The 19,888-nt window shown below is 68.0% G+C and carries 13 protein-coding genes; 6 read left to right on the top strand and 7 right to left on the bottom strand.

Annotated features, from left to right (window positions below):
• The first annotated feature begins 30 nt into the window (after nucleotides 1-30).
• From CYL12_RS17295 to CYL12_RS06400, 5 genes are all read left to right on the top strand, one after another.
• Nucleotides 31-2,241: a hypothetical protein gene (locus CYL12_RS17295; RefSeq protein ID WP_199399194.1), complete on the top strand. Its 2,211-nt coding sequence runs from the start codon at nucleotides 31-33 to the stop codon at nucleotides 2,239-2,241.
• A 107-nt stretch (nucleotides 2,242-2,348) separates the two neighbouring features.
• Nucleotides 2,349-5,708: a glycosyltransferase family protein gene (locus CYL12_RS06415; RefSeq protein WP_158297110.1), complete on the top strand. Its 3,360-nt coding sequence runs from the start codon at nucleotides 2,349-2,351 to the stop codon at nucleotides 5,706-5,708.
• A gap of 64 nt (nucleotides 5,709-5,772) precedes the next feature.
• Nucleotides 5,773-6,642: an ABC transporter permease gene (locus CYL12_RS06410; protein WP_101846554.1), complete on the top strand. Its 870-nt coding sequence runs from the start codon at nucleotides 5,773-5,775 to the stop codon at nucleotides 6,640-6,642.
• Nucleotides 6,642-7,400, top strand: a complete 759-nt coding sequence (locus CYL12_RS06405) for an ABC transporter ATP-binding protein (protein WP_062766445.1) — start codon at nucleotides 6,642-6,644, stop codon at nucleotides 7,398-7,400. Before CYL12_RS06410 ends, CYL12_RS06405 begins: the two co-directional genes overlap by 1 nt.
• Nucleotides 7,397-9,151, top strand: a complete 1,755-nt coding sequence (locus CYL12_RS06400) for a glycosyltransferase family 2 protein (RefSeq protein ID WP_101846552.1) — start codon at nucleotides 7,397-7,399, stop codon at nucleotides 9,149-9,151. The genes CYL12_RS06405 and CYL12_RS06400 overlap by 4 nt, the downstream gene beginning before the upstream one ends.
• A gap of 25 nt (nucleotides 9,152-9,176) precedes the next feature.
• On the opposite strand, the gene CYL12_RS06395 is transcribed toward CYL12_RS06400, so the two are convergent.
• From CYL12_RS06395 to rfbA, 7 genes are read right to left on the bottom strand one after another with little or no spacing between them, the layout of a single operon-like run.
• Nucleotides 9,177-10,247 (bottom strand): glycosyltransferase family 4 protein, encoded by a 1,071-nt coding sequence (locus CYL12_RS06395; RefSeq protein ID WP_101846550.1) that lies wholly within the window; start codon nucleotides 10,245-10,247, stop codon nucleotides 9,177-9,179.
• Between the two features lie 18 nt (nucleotides 10,248-10,265).
• Nucleotides 10,266-11,165, bottom strand: a complete 900-nt coding sequence (locus tag CYL12_RS06390) for a glycosyltransferase (RefSeq protein ID WP_101846548.1) — start codon at nucleotides 11,163-11,165, stop codon at nucleotides 10,266-10,268.
• 8 nt (nucleotides 11,166-11,173) lie between these two features.
• Nucleotides 11,174-13,300 (bottom strand): acyltransferase family protein, encoded by a 2,127-nt coding sequence (locus CYL12_RS06385; RefSeq protein ID WP_101846546.1) that lies wholly within the window; start codon nucleotides 13,298-13,300, stop codon nucleotides 11,174-11,176.
• Nucleotides 13,227-14,528, bottom strand: a complete 1,302-nt coding sequence (locus CYL12_RS06380; RefSeq protein ID WP_101846544.1) for a UDP-glucose dehydrogenase family protein — start codon at nucleotides 14,526-14,528, stop codon at nucleotides 13,227-13,229. The genes CYL12_RS06385 and CYL12_RS06380 overlap by 74 nt, the downstream gene beginning before the upstream one ends.
• Nucleotides 14,525-15,952 (bottom strand): sugar nucleotide-binding protein, encoded by a 1,428-nt coding sequence (locus CYL12_RS06375; protein ID WP_101846541.1) that lies wholly within the window; start codon nucleotides 15,950-15,952, stop codon nucleotides 14,525-14,527. The genes CYL12_RS06380 and CYL12_RS06375 overlap by 4 nt, the downstream gene beginning before the upstream one ends.
• On the bottom strand, nucleotides 15,949-16,947 hold the full coding sequence (rfbB, locus tag CYL12_RS06370; RefSeq protein ID WP_101846539.1) for a dTDP-glucose 4,6-dehydratase: 999 nt from the start codon (nucleotides 16,945-16,947) through the stop codon (nucleotides 15,949-15,951). Before rfbB ends, CYL12_RS06375 begins: the two co-directional genes overlap by 4 nt.
• Complete coding sequence (rfbA, locus tag CYL12_RS06365; protein WP_101846537.1) at nucleotides 16,944-17,816, bottom strand: glucose-1-phosphate thymidylyltransferase RfbA; 873 nt, start codon at nucleotides 17,814-17,816, stop codon at nucleotides 16,944-16,946. Before rfbA ends, rfbB begins: the two co-directional genes overlap by 4 nt.
• Nucleotides 17,817-17,955: 139 nt before the next feature.
• Here rfbA and CYL12_RS06360 point away from each other — a divergent pair, with 139 nt between their 5' ends.
• Nucleotides 17,956-19,887 (top strand): DUF6541 family protein, encoded by a 1,932-nt coding sequence (locus CYL12_RS06360; RefSeq protein ID WP_101846535.1) that lies wholly within the window; start codon nucleotides 17,956-17,958, stop codon nucleotides 19,885-19,887.
• Nucleotide 19,888 lies beyond the last annotated feature (1 nt).

Here is a 19,888-nt window from a genome sequence, read left to right as displayed (position 1 = left end):
TCATCCCGCAACTTCCGTCACACTGGTCACATGTCTCGACGTGCCCCACGCTCGCGAAACACCACGAAGGTCACCCGCCTTCTCACCTGTTTCCTCGCTGCCTCCGCTCTGGTGATCGGTACGGTGGTCCCCGCCACCGTCGCCTCCGCCGCCGTCTCCGCCGCCGCTCCGGCCGCCGCTGCGGCGGCTCCCGACCCGGTGCAGACAGGTCTGGCGAAGACGACGCTCGCGGGCTTCACTCCGGGCAACATCATCAGCGATGCCGTGTTCACCAACAAGGGCACGATGACCGAGGCGCAGATCCAGAGCTTCTTCAACAGCAAGGTGGCCCGCTGCCTCGGCGGGCGCGACGAGAACAACGAGCCGATCGTCTGTCTCAAGGACTTCCGGATGAACACGGTGTCCCGCCCGGGAGACCAGTACTGCAGCGGATACTCGGGTGCGGCGAACGAATCCGCGGCACGCATCATCTATCGCGTGGCACAGGCCTGCAACATCAACCCCCAGGTGCTGATCGTCATGCTCCAGAAGGAGCAGGGGCTGGTCACGCACACGTGGCCGAGTGCTTGGCGGTACCGGATCGCGCTCGGCCAGGGCTGCCCCGACACTGCTCCGTGCGACCCGAACTACATCGGGTTCTTCCATCAGATCTACGGCGCCGCGCGCCAGATGCAGATCTATATGGAGGGCAAGTGGTTCCAGTGGTACGCGCCCGGCCGCACGTGGAACATCCTCTACAACCCGAACACAGGGTGCGGCTCGGCGCCGGTGTACGTGGCCAACAAGGCCACTTCTGCGCTCTACTACTACACGCCGTACCAGCCGAACGCGGCCGCTCTCCGCGCGGGATATGGAGAGGGTGACAGGTGCTCCGCGTACGGCAACCGCAACTTCTACAACTACTTCACGGACTGGTTCGGATCCACGCAGGGCTCGCGTGGTGAGAACCTCCGGGTCGGCGGGGACATCTTCTTCGTCAGCGCAGGGGTCCGTTACCATGTCACGCCGGACGACTGGCCCGAGTACGAAGCCAAGTTCGGCGCGTTCCGCACCGTCGCCTCCGTGTCGCAGTTCGCCGATGGCGGCACGACATCCCGTTTCGTGCGGAACATGTCGACCGGGGTCATCGCCTACTTCGACGGTGGCAAGACCCACCGGTTCCCGACCTGCGACCTCGTCGCTGCGTGGGGCGGTTCCTGCGACCGCCTCGTGCAGATGGCGGACAGCGATTTCGCGCGGATCGGTGCCGGACCGGAGATGACGCCGTTCGCGCGGGTCGCTCACGCGGGCACGGTGCACGTGATCTCGGGCAAGACCCTCATCCCGCTGTACGACGCCGCGGCCCGGATCGCGGCGAACGGCGGGAAGGTCGATCCCTACGCCGCCGTGATGGCTCCCGTCTCGCGTGCGAAGTTCACCGTGAGCTCGCGTATGCAGTTCGCGCCGGGACAGTTCGTCACCGCGTCCGGGACGTCGGAGGTGTACCTTGCGACGCAGGACGGGCGACTCCTGCATCTCCCCTCCTGGGATCTGGCGCAGGACCTCGGCCTCAACCGGACGAAGGTGACCGTCCAGGCCTCGGCGCTGAACGGCTACAAGAAGGGCGTGCTCGGGGCGGTCTTCACCTGCGCCGGGAAGACGTATATGCCCTCGGGTTCCGGTCTCAGCGTCCTCACGCGAGGGAACACGACCGGCATCGCTGCGACCGCACTGGACGCACCGACCTGTGGCCGGCTCAACCTCTCCGGAGCACAGGTCACGACCGAGGCCTTCGTGCGCTTCGCCGGCTCCGACGCGGTGTTGCACGTCACCGCGGGGACGACTCGACACGTCGCGTCCACGGGGCAGGTGCGTTCGCTCGCGGGTGGCGTCTATCCGAAGGTGACGCAGCTGCGCGCCGGAACAGCGAGCGCGTTCGTGGTGGGTGCCCCCTACATGCAAGCGGGAACACTCGTGCGCGCCGACGGAACGTCGGAGGTGTACCTCGTCGACGGGCTCACGCTCATCCACCTGCCGACGTGGGACATGGCCGCAGCGTTCGGCCTGGCGAAGACCTCGCGCCTTGAGTCCGCCGCCGCGCTGTCCTCGTTCGAACGCCGGCCCGCACTGACGACCTCCGTGTCGTGCAACAACGTCACTTTCGTCGCTGCAGGCGGGCGATTCGCCCCGTCTGCACCGCCCGCCGGGACTACGGTCACCACACTCGCCCCCGCGACCTGCACAGCGCTCGGCATCAAGTAGGGCCGGTGCGCGGCGTCGAAGATGCCGGGCACCGGACCCCGATGCGAATAGGCTGAGAACGAGTAGCTGGTTCCGTCGATGCGGCGGATGTCGATGGGATGACGCCAATGGCCCTGTGGAAGCGGAAGCTCGCTGCGCGCGAAACCGACATCGAACGGGCGGATCTCGCGTATCCGGAGCGCGTCACGTCTCGCGAATACTACGGAGCCCTGGTGGGCATCCGCTTCGAGGACGATCTGGCCGCCGCTGAGCACTACCTCGCGGACGGGTGGCGGGAGGGCGTGGTCCCGCACCCGTTCCTGCATCGGCCGATGGTGCGCGCGTCCATGGACGCTGCCGTCACGCTGCGAGACGAGCTTCGCGCATTCGCGACCGAGGCGAACGCCCTGCCGCAGTTCGGGGCGATCGGCGGACTCATCAACGGCGAAGGCCTGCGGGAGAACAGAAAGCTCTCGCATCTCGCCGACGTCGCCGAGTTCCTCCGCGCGCCCCGCTCCGAACAGGACGCCGCTCCGGTGCGATCAGGCGGGAGCTGGGGCCGGCTGCGGGCCGTCCTCGCGGACGCCGCTCACGTCGTCGCGCGTATCCATGAGGCGGAGATGTTCGACGCCGCGCGCTACGCTGGCGATCGTCCCTTCCTCACGTGGCGTGCGGCCCTCGATGACTATCTGGTGGACGGGGAGACGGCGGGACGCACGCCGAACTGGGCCTTCGAGCCCGAGTGGCACAGCGCTCACGACCGCGCGCAGGCGCGCGGAACTCGCACCTTCAACCAGCTCTTCTCGTATGTTCTCGGGGGTGAGCGGACACAGACCACACCCGCGGACGCGAGCGGCCGTCCCCTCGCCGAGCTGCTTCGACTCGCCGACAGCGACGAGATCGAACCGGTGGGTGGTGGGCGCGTGACGGTGGGAGCGATGAAGAGTGCCACGCTCGCCGCCCAGCAAGGCCTCCCCGAAGCTCGGGCCGGAAGACGGCTGTCTCTGCGTGGCGGGGAGAACACCCAGGTCGTCGTGATCGTGGATGGTCGTCACCTGGTGACAGAGGCGCACTACGAGGATCTGCGTGGGCTGGCACGAACGCAAGATGCGGAGTTCCGAGAGATCGTCGTCGTGTGCGATGCCGACGACGGGCACACGCCGCCCCTCCGCACGATCTTCGACGAGGAGCGGTTCCACTTCCGCTCGTCGGCACTCGGGCAGCCGTTCGGTGCGGTCGCCGCCGCGATCGTCGAAGAGGGCGGTTTCTCCGGCTGGACGCTCTGGAGGCCGGGACAGCAGTGGAAGCCGGGCGGCCTGGCGGACGTGTCACGGGCGTTGGACGTGCATCCCGAGGCGTCAGCCGTCGGTGCGTACACACCGTTCGCTCCTCAGAACTGGGGGGATCTCGACGGGGCGCTGTGGAACTCCCGCCTCGATGCCGCCGGGATCGTCTTCCGCGCTGACCGCATCGCTCCCGATCCTGCCCTGGACTATGGGGTGAACGCCGATGCGGTCGCGCGGCTCGCGATCGAAGGCGACGGCATCGTGCTGGAGGGGGATCGGTTCTGGGCGCGCCGTTACGACGGTTCCGTCTTCGCGAATCGTGCGGGCGCCAACAGCGCGCGAAAGCGACACCACCCGGCGGCCGACTGTACGCTGCCGTCGTCGGTGACGGCGACGGTCGTGATACCGACGTTCGAGGACTGGCGGATGACCGTGGACGCCGTGCGAGCGGTGCGCGCGACGAGCACGGCCGGGGTCATCGTCATCGACAACGGTTCGCGCCGCCCTGTCGGGGCGATTCTGCGCCAGGCGTTTCTCGGGGATCCGTACGTGCAGTACGTCCGGTTGCCGGCGAATGCCGACTTCGCGGTGGCGAGCGATGTGGGGGCTCGGATCGCGACATCGGAGACGGTCGTGTTCCTCAACAACGACACCGTCGTGCAGCCGGGGTGGTTCGACGGACTGGCGGCCGCGCTCGCCGACGCCGCTGCGGCGCAGCCGCTGCTGCTCTTCGCGGACCGCACGGTCCAATCCGCTGGGACGGTGTTCGCCGGCGGGCTCGCGACTCCCCGACACCTGCTCACAGGATTCCACCTGACCGACGTGCCGCCGCACGTCGCCTCCTACTCCTTCTCCGCGGTCACCGCCGCGTGCATGGCCGTGCACAGGGCCGATTACCTCGAAGTGGGCGGCTTCGATGCGGAATACGTCAACGGGATGGAGGACGTCGATCTCTGTCTTCGACTGAAGGCGTATACGGCCCGTCCTCTGCGTGTCGTGCCGACGTCGACCGTCCTTCATCTCGAGAGCAAGACGGCGGGGCGGTTCGCCCATGTCCTGCCCAACCGCCGGCGTTTCTCGCAGGTGTGGAGGGAGGAGCTCCTCACCGAGCTGGACGACCGCGCGGTGTTGGATGGCGGACCGTTGCGGGTCGCCGAGGTGAGGTGGGGAGAGCAGCGAGGATTCCCGTTGCGCGAGCCCGAATGGCAGATCGAACGTGTCGTGACGCCGCTGCAGACGAACGAGCGCACTCCCCGTCTTCGGTGGGCCCTCAAGACCTCGAGCCCCGGCACGATCCTGGGTGACCGCTGGGGTGACACGTTCTATGCCGATGATCTGGCGGCAGCTCTGCGGCGTCTCGGCCAAGACGTGGTCGTCGATCGAACGAGCTCCTGGCAGCGACCCGCGAGCAGCGGATGGGACGACGTCACGCTGACCCTGCGCGGCCTGCACCGCTTCACTCCTCAGCCGGACGCCGTCAACCTCCTCTGGGTGATCTCGCACCCGGACAAGGTGACCGTGGATGAGCTGAACGAAGGATGGGACGCGGTGTACGCCGCGGGGCCCCAGTGGGCGGCGGAGCAGGGACGGCGCTCGGGCGTCGCCATCAGCCCGCTGCTGCAGGCGACCGACCCCTCGCGCTTCCGTCCGTCGCAGGACAGACCGCGCGACGGCGGCGTGCTCTTCGTCGGCCGCACGCGGGGAGAGCGGCGGCCGGTCGTGCTCGACGCGGTGCAGGTCGCTGAGGACGTCGAGGTCTACGGCGATGACGGCTGGGAGCAGTACATCCCCGTAAGCCACGTGCGTGGCCTGATCCTGCCGAACGCCGAGCTGCCTGCGGCCTACGCGAGCGCGCGCGTCGTCCTCAACGACCACTGGGTCGACATGCGGCGCGGCGGCTTCCTCTCCAACCGGCTCTTCGACGCGGCGGCGACGGGGGCACGCATCGTCAGCGACGACGTCCCCGGGATGCGGGAGGTCTTCGGCGATCAGGTACATACCTATCGGGACCGCGCGGAACTGCAGGAGCTGCTCGCGCCGGGATCGACGATGTGGCCCTCGGCGTCGGACCTCGCGGCGGCGGGTTCCCGGATCGCCGCGGAGCATTCCTTCGATGCACGCGCTCGCCGGCTTCTGGACGACGTCCTCCCGCTCGCCGCCCACCGGGCTGCAGCGCACGGACGGACCTCTCAGGTCGGCTGAGTAGGATATCCGGGTTGCCCGCGACAAGCCCGGTCGCCGAGCCCACCCCTCGAGAGGACTGCAATTGGCAGGAACGTTTGTCGATGTCGCGGACTATGATCGCCCGGGCCGTGGAAGCGGTCTCCTCGACGTCTTCCGGTGGAACTATCTGCTCCGGGTCCTGATCCGCAAGGGAACAGCGACGCGGTATCGGAACTCGACCCTCGGCTGGATATGGTCCTACGTCAAACCGGCGTCGCAGTTCGTCATCTACTACTTCATCATGGGCATCGTGCTCCAGAACCACCGCGTGGACAACTTCGCGGTCTATCTGTTCAGCGGGATCGTGGTGGTGAATCTCTTCAATGAAGCCTTCGGCAACGCGACGAACTCGATCGTGGACAATCGCGCCCTCGTGCGGAAGATCTACATGCCTCGAGAGCTCTTCCCCGTGGCAGCGATCGTGGGCTCGGTGATCCACTTCCTCCCGCAGCTCGCCATCCTCGTGGTCGTCTGCCTGCTCATCGGCTGGGTTCCGACCGTAGCCGGCCTCGTCGGCGCCGTGCTCGGGTTCCTCCTCATCCTCGCCTTCGCTCTCGGTCTCGGCCTTCTCTTCAGCGGGCTGAACGTGCGCTATCGCGACGCGCAGAACTTCGTCGATCTCATCAAGATGTTCTCCACCTGGACCTCTCCGGTGCTGTACAGCTGGATCCTCATCGCCGAAGCGTTGCGGAACTATCCGTGGGCATCGTTCCTGTACACCGCCAATCCGATCACGATCGCGGTGGAGCTCTTCCACGTCGGGTTCTGGGAGCCGACGGTCGTCGAGCCGCAGGGGCTTCCGGAGTACTTCTCCTGGGCTGCTCTCTGCGCGATCGCGATCACGATCGTCTTCCTGATCGTCGGACAGGCCGTCTTCCGTCACTACGAGCGCACGTTTGCGCAGGATCTCTGATGCCGCAGATCGAAGTTCTCACCCAGTCCACGCCCAGCATCATCGTCGATCACGTGACGAAGCGGTTCCTGAAGCGCAACTCGCATTCGTTCAAGGAGGCGTTCGTCGGCTGGATCCGCGGTCGACGGGTCCGCGCCGACACCTTCACCGCCCTTGACGACGTCACCTTCCAGGTCGGCGAAGGCGAGTCGGTCGCCGTCCTCGGTTTCAACGGGTCGGGCAAGTCCACGTCCCTGAAGCTGGTGTCCGGCGTGCTCGAGCCGGACGAGGGCATCGTGCTGACCCGCGGCCGGGTCGCCGGGCTCATCGAGGTCGGTGCGGGGTTCCACCCCGACCTCACGGGTCGCGAGAACGTGTTCCTCAACGCCGCGATCCTCGGGATGAGCCGCGCCCAGACGGAAGCCCGATTCGACGAGATCGTGGAGTTCTCCGAGATCGGGGACTTCATCGACCAGGAGGTCAAGCACTACTCCTCCGGCATGTTCATGCGCCTCGCATTCTCCGTGGCGATTCACGTCGACCTCGACATCCTCCTCGTCGACGAGGTTCTCTCCGTCGGCGATGCACCCTTCCGTGAGAAGTGTCGGATCCGGATCAAGGAACTCGCGGAGAGCGGCGTGACCATGCTGGTCGTCAGCCACGACACCCGTATGGTGGAGGAGCTCTGCGAACGCGGGATCGTCATCAACCGCGGACGGAAGATCTTCGACGGGCCGATCCGCGACGCTGTCCAGGTGCTCAGGGAGGGGGAGCGATGATGGCGGCGACGGCCGAGAACGGTGGGCACGCTCGGCCTCTCTCGGTCATCGTTCCGACGCACAACGTGCGCTCCTGGATTTCGGAGACGATCCGCTCGATCCTCGCTCAGGACGTCGTCGATATGGAGGTGATCGTCGTAGACGACCACTCCGACGACGGTACGCCGGAGCTGATCGAGCGAGTCGCTGCCGCCGATTCCCGCGTGACGGTCGTCCGAGCGACGAACCGCGGCGGCGGCTCCGCCAGGAATGAAGGGGTGGCGCGCGCGACCGGACGCTACATCGTCTTCGCGGATGGCGACGACATCGTGCCAGAGGGGGCATACCGAGCGCTCGTCGAATCCCTGGAGGCCAGCGGATCGCAGATCGCCGTCGGCGACTATCTGAAGTTCTCACCGACAGCGACGTGGCGCCCGACCGCCAGTATGCGCGCCTTCGACACTCCCGTGCGCGGGGCGACGCTGTCAGACATCCCTACGCTGATCTTCAGCCGCCCCTGCTGGAACAAGGCTTTCGATCGCGCGTTCTGGGTCGAGAACGACATCCGCTTCCCCGACGTTCCTCGTTCGAACGACATCGTGCCGATGGTGACCGCGTACGTCAAGGCGGACCGCATCGACGTCATCGAAGATGTCGTCTACCTGTATCGTGATCGACCGGGCGGGACCTCGATGACATCGCGAGCATCGTCCGCGGCCTCGTTCCTGAGTTATGTCACGCAGGAACGACAGTGCGCGGATCTCGTGGCGTCGGTCGGTGACGACGGTCTGCGTGCGCGTTATGCCTCCTTGATCCACGACCGCGACGGCTTCTTCCACGTGCGAAAGTTCCTGGCGTCGTGGACTCAGCCGCAGGATGACGATGCCGAGGCGGTGCGACTGCTCGCTGACCTCTTGGCGATCGCCGGCCCTGCGGCGACGTGGATCGACATCCGCAAGCGCGTGACGCTGCGTCTGTTCGCCGCCGGCAACATCCTCGCGGCGCGCGCCACGGCACAGACGGTGGACGGGGGGACGTGGAGCAGTGCCGACGGCCTGATCCGTCTGCGTTCCCTGGAGGCGCTCCTCCGGCACCCCGCTTCCGATCTTCTCGTCATCGCCCAGGGAGATCGCGCCTCCGACGGCGATGCCGATGCCGCCGAGGAGAGGTTGCTGCGGGGCGTGGCTGAGGCTCTGGAGAACGTTCGTATCGTCGACGCTCCGACCGAAGAGGCCTGGGTCCGCCTTGCGCAGGCAGCCGAGGAGAGGTTCAGCGAACGTATCCGTGCGCTCGTGCCGGAGTTCGCTGCGGGTGACGTCGTCGCCGCCGCTGCCCGGCAACGCGGATTCGCGGCCACCGTGACGCCGCTGTTCGGTCGAGACCCCATTCGCGTACACGCGAGGGCTTCGTCGCCGGACGCGATTCCGGTGCTGTGGAGTGCAGGGTCGGTGGTGCGACCGCTCCGGTGGTCGTGGAGCGAGAAGGACGGAGGATGGACGTGCGAGGCTGATTTCTCGCGTTCCCGCCTGCCGCGAGCGGTCCTCCTGCAGCCCGCTTTCCTCTTCGCTGACGGCGTGGTGGTTTCCGGTTATGCGGACTCCGACGTCCCGGAGTACCACCCGTTCGACAACCTCCTGTATGAGCAGAGCGGCGCCTGGGTCCGGCTCGAGCGTCGTGCGCACTGGGTGTTCCGTGCGCCGCGTCGCCTCGTGATCCGCACGGTGTCCGCCGCCCGCGCCCTGACTCGGCGTGTGATCCCTGCTCGGCCCTGACGCCTTCCGGCGTCTCGGCGGAGCATCAGTCTCCGAGCGTCCGTAGGGCTCTGAGGTACGCCAGCGAGACCGTCCACGGGCTGATGCCGTCGTTGAACCGTTCGAAGTCCGTCTCGCCCACGCCCGCGAACAGCTCGTCATCACTGAGAAGAGCAGTGAGGGAGTCCACGGGCGCGTCGACGTCGAAGAACGTCACCCAGGGTTCGGCACCGAACTGTTCCCGAAGATGGGGAAGACCCGGCAGGATCGAGGGGACGTTCATCGTCGCGGCGAGATGCAGACTTCCGGAGTTCAGGATGGCGCGATACGGGAACACGGCGACGTCGGCGGCGCGATACCACCTCGCGACATCGGCATCGGGCACGGACTCGAAAGCAGTGATCGTGCGGATGCCGGACGGCTTGAGCGCATCGTATTGCGCGATCGATTCGGAATTGGCGGAACCGGCGAGCAGGAGGACGGGTCGACGCCCCCCTGCGCGCTGCGCGTGCGCGGTCGCCTGGAGGAGGAGGTCGATGCCCTTGTACGGTCGGATCTGACCGAGGAAGAGGATCGCATGGTCTTCCGGGTCGAGACCGAAGCTGGCGCGCGCGTCGTCCCGCGAGATGTCGGAGTCGTAGACGCCGAGGTAGCTCGGGTGGGGGATCGTCACGATCTTCTCCGGCGGCAGCACGACGACGTCGGAGACCAGGTCGGACGTCGCCGGTGCCATCACGTGGATGAGATCGGCCGCCTCGGCGAGAACCGCATAGAGCCGACGCTCCGCATCGAGATGCGTGAGTTCGTGGGGGAGGCGGTTGTGGACGGTCCACACGATCTTCACGCCCCGTGCGCGAGCCTCCGCAAGACTCTCGGCGACCACCTGCACGCGTTTCGCCGCCTCGCGGTGAGATCGTGCGGATTGTGCGATCGGTGCCGTCCAATGGAGGTGCAGCACGTCTCCGGCATCGAGCGCCGCGACGGAGGCCAGCAGGGACGAGTACGCCGATCGCTCGATGAAGCGGTACCCGGCAGCCCGGGGGGCGAGGCCCATCAGGTTGAGGTAGGGGTTGCCGTTCCAGGCCGGGAACACGCAGAGTCGGGGACCTGTCTTCATCTCGTCACACTTCCGATCTCACTTCTGGAACCTGTTCCGCAGGCGGCGGTACGCCGACCGCAGAGGGTGGAGCGCTTCTTTCCGCAGGGAGGCGAACTCCCGCTTCATCAGTTCCTCCGTCTCGCGCAGCCGGCGCTCGAAGTACAGCGCCGCTCCCGCTCCCTCTCGGGCGACCAGGCGCCGGAACTCCTCGTCGCGGAGGAGCGCGTCTGTCCGCCGGTGGTCCTCGCTCGCGGCGATCACACTGTTGCCGTCCACCCCGATACCCGACGGGCGCTGGTGCCAATACACCAGCGGCGCGGAATCGAGGTACTCCAGAGCGCCGAGCTCCAGGACCCGGGTGTTGAAGACCCAGTCGCCGACGACAGGGAGGGATTCATCATAGAGTCCGAGGCGTTCGTGGAGCTCCCGCCGATAGACGAACGCGATCGGCACGAACTGATTGAACCGCTGCTGATCCATCAGCAGCGGGGCCACCGATTCGGGGAGGAACGCTTCGCGGCCGAGTTCTCTGAGCTCGTCGCCGGTGCGCTGCTCCCACACGATCTCGATGCGCGAGACCACGCCGAGGCGTTCGGGGTGCTCGTGCAGATAGGCGGCGGCGCGGGCGAGGAATTCCGGTGCCCAGGAGTCGTCGTCATCGTGCAGGACGAGCAGATCCCCGCGCGCGGCGCGCACTCCGGCGTTGGCCGCCTGCCAGCGCCCGAGTGAGACAGGGTGCGAGATGATCCTGGTCCGTTCCCGCACCAGAGGGCTGCTCTCGGCCACGACCGCATCGACGACCCCGGGAGCGCCGCCGTCGTCGACGATGATCAGTTCCCAATCGGCGTGGGTCTGCGAGCCGATGCTCCGAAGAGCACGCCGGACGAAAACCGGACGGTCCTTCGTGCGCATCACAATCGACACGAGTGGGGGCATGGCGGTTCCTAAGAAGTGGGGGACGAGTCGGGGAGAAGTGCGGTGATCTCCCGGCGAAGGTACGGAGCGAGGGAATGGCTGAAGGTGGCGGTGATGTGATGGAGGTCGCGGTACACGACGACGCCTCCTGCGACCATGGGGCACACTCCTTCCGGATCGCAGAAGGCGCCCCGGAGGTCGATCGGCGTGATGCCTGCGTCACGGGCGGCTATCGAAAGAGGATCCTCGCGGAGGAAATCGGCGGCGGAGAACGCGCACGTCTCGTAGGAGAAGTCGCGCTGCTCCGCCAGACAGTCCGCGGCAGCCTGCGGGACAGCCGGGTTGTCGAGCACGGGGATCACGCGGACTCCGGCCTCCTGCGCGGCGCGCCAGCGGTCGGCGAACTGCGCGCCGCGCTCCGCGCGCTCCGAAGCGTCGGCGTCGATCTGGTTCCACGCGGTCACGAGGATTGCGTCGTATCCGCCGGCGAGCAGGTCGGCGTCCAGGGCCGTGCGACGCTCAGCGCACGCGGGGTCGGGATCGCTCGACCACGCGCACCCTCGGCCCACGTAGACGTCGATGGACCACCCGGCGTCCTCGGCGACGTCTCGCAGAGCCGGGACCAACATGGCGGCGTGCGAGTCTCCGGTGACGGCGATGCGCACGGCATCGGGCGCCTCGGATCCGAGGTGGCAGGGCTCGATCGGCGCCGCACTCTGCGTGTAGCAGGCGAAAGCGCCGTCTGTGTCGTCGTACAGCCCAGCGAGCCCGGGGATCAGTTCGGCGCGGTCGACGATCTCGCTCTTGGCGCCGGCGCAGTCGGGGCCCAGGAGGAGATTCGCGCCTCGGCACGCGTCGGGATCCGCGATCTCTGTCTGCGCCTGGGCCGTCCTTTCCTGCTCGGACGCGGAGATGGCGAGCGCGGGAACGCCGGCGGCGGCCGTGACGACGACCATTGCGGCCGCCGTCCCCCACAGGATCGTCCGAGGGCGGAAACTGGTGAGCCTGCCGAACCGCAGCGGATCCTCGACGAATCTCTTGCCGAGCGCGGCGAGGACCGCAGTCAGCACGACCAGCAGGACGTTCTGCCAGAGGTCGAGCTCCGCCCCGAGGACGGCGGGAGCGATCACGATGAGCGGCCAGTGCCACAGATAGATGCCGTAAGAGTTGTCGCCGAGCCATTGCACAGGACGCCAGGCCTGGAGGCGGGCCGCCGCGAAGGGCGGGGTCGGGCCGATGAGGATCAGCGCGGCCGTCGCCGCGACGGGGAGGATTGCTGCGTATCCCGGGAAGGGCGTCGTCGGTCCGAAAATGAGGGCGGAGCCGATCAGCGCGAGCCACCCGGCCAGCCAGATCACGGCGCGCGCTGCGCGGGGGACGGCGATCGCCGGGAGCACAGCCACCAGGGCACCGAATCCGAACTCCCACATCCGCACCGGCGTGGCGAAGTAGGCGAAGGAGGGAGCGGTGAACGTCGTCACCAGACTCAGCACCAGGCTCGCCGCCGTGACGGTGCCGAGGGTGACGAGGAGGGCCCTGCGGCCTCGTCCCCTGGCGATGGCCGCGCTGGTCGCGGCGATCACGAGCAGCGGCCAGAGGATGTAGAACTGTTCCTCCACGGAGAGCGACCAGTAGTGCTGGGCGATCGGAGGAGCGTTGTCCGCGCCAAGGTAGTCGACGGCGTCGGCGGCGAGCACCCAGTTCTCGACGTAGAGCGTGCTTCCGACGATGGAACGCAGGTACTGCGTGACCAGAGCCGGAGGCGCGAAGAGCAGAGTGAGCACGGTGCTCGCGGCGAGCACGAGGAGCGCCGCAGGAAGCAGGCGACGCGCCCGTGCCGCCCAGAACGCACTCAGCCGGAGGCCGCCCCGCTCGCGCAGTCGGACCAATTGCCCGGTGATCAGGTAGCCGGAGATCACGAAGAAGACGTCGACTCCGATGTACCCGCCGCTGAGTGCATGCGGCCAGACGTGGAAGAGGACGACGGCCGCTACCGCGAACGCGCGCAGCGCTTGGATGTCCGCGCGAGGCGGGTGGGGTACCCGGGACGAAGCGGTTCTCTTCGTTGCGCGGACGCGCGGGTCAGCGCCGACCGAGGCCACGGTAGCTCCACCCGGCAGCGCGCCAGCGGCCGGCGTCGAGGCAGTTGCGGCCATCGATGATCAGACGGTCCGCCACCAGCTCCGCGGTCGTCTCCGGGTCGAGCTGCCTGAACTGCTCCCATTCGGTCACGACGACCGTTGCCTCGGCACCGGCGAGAGCCTCGTCCGCGGTACGCGCGTACGTCAGGTGAGGACGAACACGACGCGCCGTCTCGATCGCTTCCGGATCATAGGAGATGACGTCCGCCCCGAGCCCATGCAGGCGCGTGGCGATATCCAGCGCGGGGGAGTCGCGTGTGTCGTCCGAATTGGGCTTGAACGCCAGCCCGAGGATCGCGATGCGACGTCCGGCGACGGAGCCGCCGAGTTCCTCCGACACGACATCGACGAGGCGGTTCCGCTGGCGCAGGTTGATCTCGTCGACTTCGCGGAGGAATCGCAGAGCTCTCCCGTGCCCGAGCTCCTCAGCTCGGGTGGCGAACGCGCGGATGTCCTTCGGCAGGCAACCGCCACCGAAGCCGACGCCGGCGTTGAGGAAGCGGCGGCCGATGCGGACGTCGTGTCCGATCGCATCCGCGAGCTGCGTCACATCCGCGCCCGTGGCGTCGGCGATCTCCGACATCGCGTTGATGAAGGAGATCTTCGTGGCGAGGAACGCGTTGGCCGCCACCTTGACCAGTTCGGACGTCGAGAAGTCGGTGACGAGACGCGGGATCCCGGCCGCGAGAGCCTTCGCGTACACCTCGTCGAGGATCGCGACCCCTGGACCTTCCGGGTCTGCCGTTCCGTAGACGATGCGGTCGGGCTCAAGGGTGTCCTGGACGGCGAAGCCCTCGCGGAGGAACTCCGGGTTCCAGAGCAGCATGGCGCCGGTGGGAGCGACGATGTCGGCGAGCCGTTGTGCGGTTCCGACGGGAACCGTCGACTTCCCGACCACGACGTCCCCCCCGGAGAGCACGGGGAGCAACCCCTGAACGGCGGCATCGACGAACCGGAGGTCGGCTCCATCGCCGTCCTCGCGCTGGGGTGTTCCGACGGCGATGAAGTGGACCTGTGCGGCGGCCAGGTCGGAGGGGTCGGTGGAGAACGTCAGCCGCCCTGTCGCCAGGGTGTCGCGCAGCAGTTCGTCGAAGCCGGGCTCGTAGAAGGGCGCTTCTCCGGCGGCGAGGCGGCCGATCTTGTCGGCATCGACGTCGAAGCCGACGACCTCGTGGCCGATGGACGCCATGGCCGTGGCGTGCACTGCCCCCAGGTACCCGCAGCCGATGACACTCAGCCTCATCGGATCTCCTCCTCGACGGCAAGATACGCCGCGAGCGACTCGTCGGCGTCGGCGGGGGCGAACCCGGTCGCGGTGATCTTCGCGAGATCCAGAACGCTGTTCCGCGGGCGCGGGGCGACCGGGCCGGTCGCTGATGCGAAGTACTCGTCCGTGCTCACGGCGGTGACGCGGTCCGCGTCGTGGCCGCTCAGGCGGAACACCTCGCGTGCGATGTCGGCCCAGGAGCGGGGGTCGCCCGATCCGGTCACGTTGTAGACGCCGTAGGGGGCCCGCGTCTCGACGAGATGCGCGATCGCGGCTGCGATGTCCGAAGTGAAGGTCAGGCGTCCGATCTGGTCGCCCACGACCCGCGGATCGATCCCGCGCTCGGCGAGGGATTGCATGGTGCGGACGAAGTTCCCGCCGTCGCCGATCACCCAGGACGTCCGCACGATGTAGTGCCGCTCGGCGGTCGATGCCGCGAGGTCGCCGGCGGCTTTCGTCTGCCCGTAGACGCCGAGGGGGCGCAGCGGCGCGTCTTCGGGGTAGGCGCCGTCGTGCGTGCCGTCGAAGACGTAGTCGCTCGACACGTGGACGAACGTGATGCCGTGGTCGTCGGCGATCCGCGCGAGCGCGGCGACCGCGGAGGCGTTGGCGGCCCAGGCCTGCTCCCGACCGTCCGCTGTCTCCGCCTGGTCCACAGCGGTGTAGGCGGCCGCGTTGACGATGAGCCCGTAGTCACGCCAGCGGCGTGCCGTCGCGAGGTCGGTCGCCGACACGTCGATGTCCGCGCGGGTGGCGTACTCGATGTGCGCCGCGTCGCCGAGCCGGGCGCGCAGGGCGCGGCCCAGCTGGCCCGTGGCTCCGAGGACGAGCACCTTCCGCGGAGGGATCGGCGTGACGTCCGCGAGGCGGGGGTGCGCCTTGTCCTTCTCGGAGATCTCGACCTCGGAGAGCGGGATCGGCCACTCGATGGCGGCCGACTCGTCGGCCAGGTTCAGGAATGAGTACGAAGCGTCGGGGGACCAGTGGTCGTTGACGAGGTAGGTGTACGCTGTGTCCGTTTCGAGGGTCTGGTACGAGTTGCCGACTCCTCGGGGGACGAAGATCGCCCGTGACGGATCGAGTTCGGTCGTGTACACCGCCCCGAACGTGGGGCCCTCGCGCAGGTCCACCCAGGCGCCGAAGATGCGCCCGGTCGCAACCGACACCCATTTGTCCCAGGGCTCCGCGTGGATGCCGCGCGTCGTGCCGACGGCGTCGTTGAAGGAGATGTTGTTCTGCACGGGACCGAAGTCCTCGAGACCGAGGGCGACCATCTTCTCGCGCTGCCAGTTCTCCTTGAACCAGCCGCGAGAGTCTCCGTGGACGGGCAGCTCGAACACCACGAGACCGGGGATGGGGGTCTCGATCCGCTCCAGCTGCTTCCCGAACGCGGCGCTCACTGGCCCTTGCCCGCGTAGAACGCCTCGACGGCGTCCTTGCTCGGCGCCCACCACGACTCGTTGTCGCGATACCAGTCGATCGTCGCCGCGAGGCCGGCCTCGAAGTCGGAGAACTGCGGACGCCAACCGAGCTCGGTACGCAGCTTCGTGGAGTCGATCGCGTAACGCAGGTCATGGCCCGCGCGGTCCGTGACGTGGTCGTAGGCGTCGGCGGGCTGTCCCATCATCGTGAGGATGAGCTCGACGACGTCCTTGTTGTTGCGCTCGCCGTCCGCGCCGATCAGGTAGGTCTCGCCGATGGCGCCCTTGTCCAGGATCGTGAGGACAGCGGAGGAGTGGTCGTCCGCGTGGATCCAGTCGCGCACGTTCTCGCCGGCGCCGTAGAGCTTGGGGCGGATGCCGCGGATCACGTTCGTGATCTGGCGGGGGATGAACTTCTCCACGTGCTGGTACGGGCCGTAGTTGTTGGAGCAGTTCGAGATCGTCGCCTGCACGCCGAACGACCGGACCCACGCGCGGACCAGGAGGTCACTGCCGGCCTTCGTCGACGAGTACGGCGACGACGGGTTGTACGGCGTCGACTCGGTGAAGCGCTCAGGATCATCGAGCTCGAGGTCGCCGTACACCTCGTCGGTCGAGATGTGGTGGAACCGGCGGTCGTGGCGACGGGCGGCCTCGAGCAGCGTGTAGGTGCCGATGATGTTCGTGTCCAGGAAGGGACGGGGGTCGTTCAGCGAGTTGTCGTTGTGCGACTCCGCGGCATAGTGCACGACGGCGTCCGTTTCGGCGAAGAGCCGGTCCACGAGCGTCGCGTCGGTGATGTCCCCCTCGACGAAGGTGACCCGGTCCTCGGGGAGACCCTCGAGCGAGCGCCGGTTTCCGGCGTAGGTCAGCGCGTCGAGGACGGTCACATGGTGGTCCGTGTTGCCCACGACGTGGTGGACGAAGTTGGAGCCGATGAACCCGGCGCCTCCGGTCACGAGCAGGCGGCTCATGCGTGTCCTCTCTTCAGGATGTCCAGCAGGTAGGCGCCGTAACCCGACTTGACCAGCTTCTCCGCGCGCTGGCGGAGCTCGTCGTCGCTCAGGAAGCCCTGACGCCATGCGACCTCTTCGGGAACGCCGATCTTCAACGCGGTGCGCCGTTCCATCGTGCGCACGTATTCCGCGGCATCCGTCATCTGATCGAACGTGCCGGTGTCGAGCCAGGCCGTGCCCCGGGGGAGCACCTCGACCTGCAGCTTGCCACGCTCCAGATAGGCGCGGTTGACGTCGGTGATCTCGTACTCGCCGCGAGCGCTCGGCTTGAGGTTGCGGGCGATCTCGACGACGTCGTTGTCATAGAAGTACAGGCCGGGGACGGCGTAGTTGCTCTTGGGCTGTGCGGGCTTCTCCTCGAGCGACACCGCGCGACCTTCGTCGTCGAACTCGACCACACCGTAGGCCTGGGGCTCCGCCACCCAGTAGGCGAAGACCGCGCCGCCGTCGATGTCCTCGAACCGCTGCAGGCGGCTTCCGAGGCCGGGGCCGTAGAGCAGGTTGTCTCCCAGCACGAGGGCGACGGAGTCGTCGCCGATGAAGTCTGCGCCGATGGTGAAGGCCTGGGCGAGACCGTCGGGGGACGGCTGCTGTGCGAACTGGAGGTTGATCCCGAACTGGGAGCCGTCGCCGAGGAGCCGCTCGAAATGCGCGGCGTCGTGCGGCGTCGTGATCACGAGGATGTCGCGGATGCCGGCGAGCATGAGCGTCGACAGCGGGTAGTAGACCATCGGCTTGTCGTACACCGGGATCAGCTGCTTCGAGACCCCCAGCGTGATCGGGTGCAGACGCGTGCCGGAGCCCCCGGCGAGAATGATGCCTTTCACGCCTCTATGTTGTCACACTGTTCCCGGAACTCCTGGGCGCGAGCCGAGGCAGCGGCGTCCCGCCGGACCACGCAGGGGATGGCCATGGCCCCGGGATATCCTGATCCGGTTGTCCTCGAGAGATCTGGAACCAATGGGAATGCTCGAACTGCTGTGGCCTGCCGTCGTCCTCCTCGCGGTGTACGCGCTTCTGGGAGGGTCGCTGGCGTGGGTGATCGGGCTCCGGGGACTGTGGGCCGTTGCTGCGGCGCCGGCCTTCGCGACGACCGTGATCGGCGGGGCGAGCGTCATCGCCGGATGGTTCGGCCTGGGCTGGTCGCTCCTTCCGAGTCTCGTCCTCGCCGTCCTGATCGGCGGAGGCGTGCTGCTCGTGCGGCGCAGGACGTCCTCGCGCCCCGCCGCGCCGCGCGCGTTCTCTCCGTGGTGGGCGGTGCTGGCCCTGGCACTGGCCGCGATCGTGATCGGCTGGCAGGTCCTCACGGTGATCGGCGGGCCGACCGCCATCTCGCAGACGTTCGACAACGTGTTCCACCTCAACGCGATCCGGTACATCCTCGACACCGGCGCGGCTTCGCCGCTCGAACTCGGCCAGATGACCAGCCCGAACGGCGGCGTGCCCTTCTACCCCTCGGCCTGGCACGCGACCGCCGCCATCGTCGTGCAGCTCAGCGGGGCGAGCATCGCCGCCGTCGTGAACGCCCAGACCCTCGTGATCGCGGCAGTCCTGTGGCCCCTCGGCGCCGTGCTCCTGTCCCGGGTGCTCGCCGGATCGACGGCGGCGGTGACGGTGAGCGCCGCGGTGGTCAGCGTCTCGGTGCCGATGTTCCCGCTGCTCCCGATGGACTACGGTGTCCTCTACCCGTATCAGCTCGCCCTCGCTCTCGCTCCCGTCGCCCTCGCCGCGACGGCGTCCATGCTCGGCATCGGATCGACGGCCGGGGAGAGGGCACCGGGCTGGTGGGTATTCATCCTCCTCGGCGCGATCCCCGGGGTCGCGCTCGCGCATCCCGGCGGTTTCGTCGCGTGGCTCGCGCTCTCCGTTCCGATCGTCGTCGTCTTCGCGGTGCGTTTCTGGCGAGGGCATCCCACGGCTCGGGCTCGCGTCGGACTGGTGGTCGGTGTGCTCGCATACCTCGGATCGGGGCTGCTGCTCCTGAAGGTCCTGCGGCCGCCCCTGCCCACGAGACTGTGGCCCACGGCGCTCACGCCGACGCAGGCCGTGGTGGAGGTGGCGCAGGTGTCGATGTTCTACGGCACGGTGTCCATCGGAGTCGCCGTCGCGCTTCTGCTCGGACTGGTGTGGGCGGTGCGCGAGCGCACCGGTCCGGTCATTGTCGCCGTCGCCTTCTGGGTGATCGGCGCCGCCCTCTTCGTCGTCGTGATCGCCTCCCCGTTCCCGACTCTGCGAGATGCACTCACGGGGAGCTGGTACAACAACTGGCCACGACTCGCCGCCGTGTTCGGCGTCGCGCTCGTCCCGCTCGCGGCGCTCGGGCTCGCCCGGACCATCGAGGCGGTCGCGCGGCGCTGGTCGAGGGCCCGCCCCGACGCGGTCCTCCCTCGGACTCTCGGGGCCTTGGCCCTCGCCGTCGTGGGTTTCGTTCTCCTGCCGCTGCCGGCCATGCCCCACGCCGTCGAGCGCGCGCATGCGCAGTTCGCTCTGGATGACGGCTCCGCGCTGGTGAGCTCGGACGAGATGGCTCTGCTCGAGCGCATTCCCGAGCACGTGCCGGCGGGGGAGATGATCGCGGGAAACCCCTACACCGGCACGGCACTCGCGTACGCGATCGGCGGACGTCCTGTCCTCATGCCGCACATCCTCGTGGACGTCTCCGAGGATGCGCAGACCGTCAACGACCACCTTGCCGACGCGGACACCCGGCCTTCGGTGTGCGAGGCGCTCCGCGCGACCGGCGTCGGGTTCGTCCTCGACTTCGGCGAGCGGGAAGTGCACAACGGGTCGCATCCCCTTCCCGGTCTGGGCGAGCTGGAGGATTCCGGAGCGGTGCGCCTGGTCGACAGCGAAGGCGATGCCAGACTGTACGAAGTGACCGCATGCGGTCTGGGCTGAA

Origin of the sequence: Zhihengliuella sp. ISTPL4 (genome assembly GCF_002848265.1) — a bacterium.
GTDB lineage: Bacteria > Actinomycetota > Actinomycetes > Actinomycetales > Microbacteriaceae > Microbacterium.
This window is presented reverse-complemented; position numbering and strand designations above follow the sequence as displayed.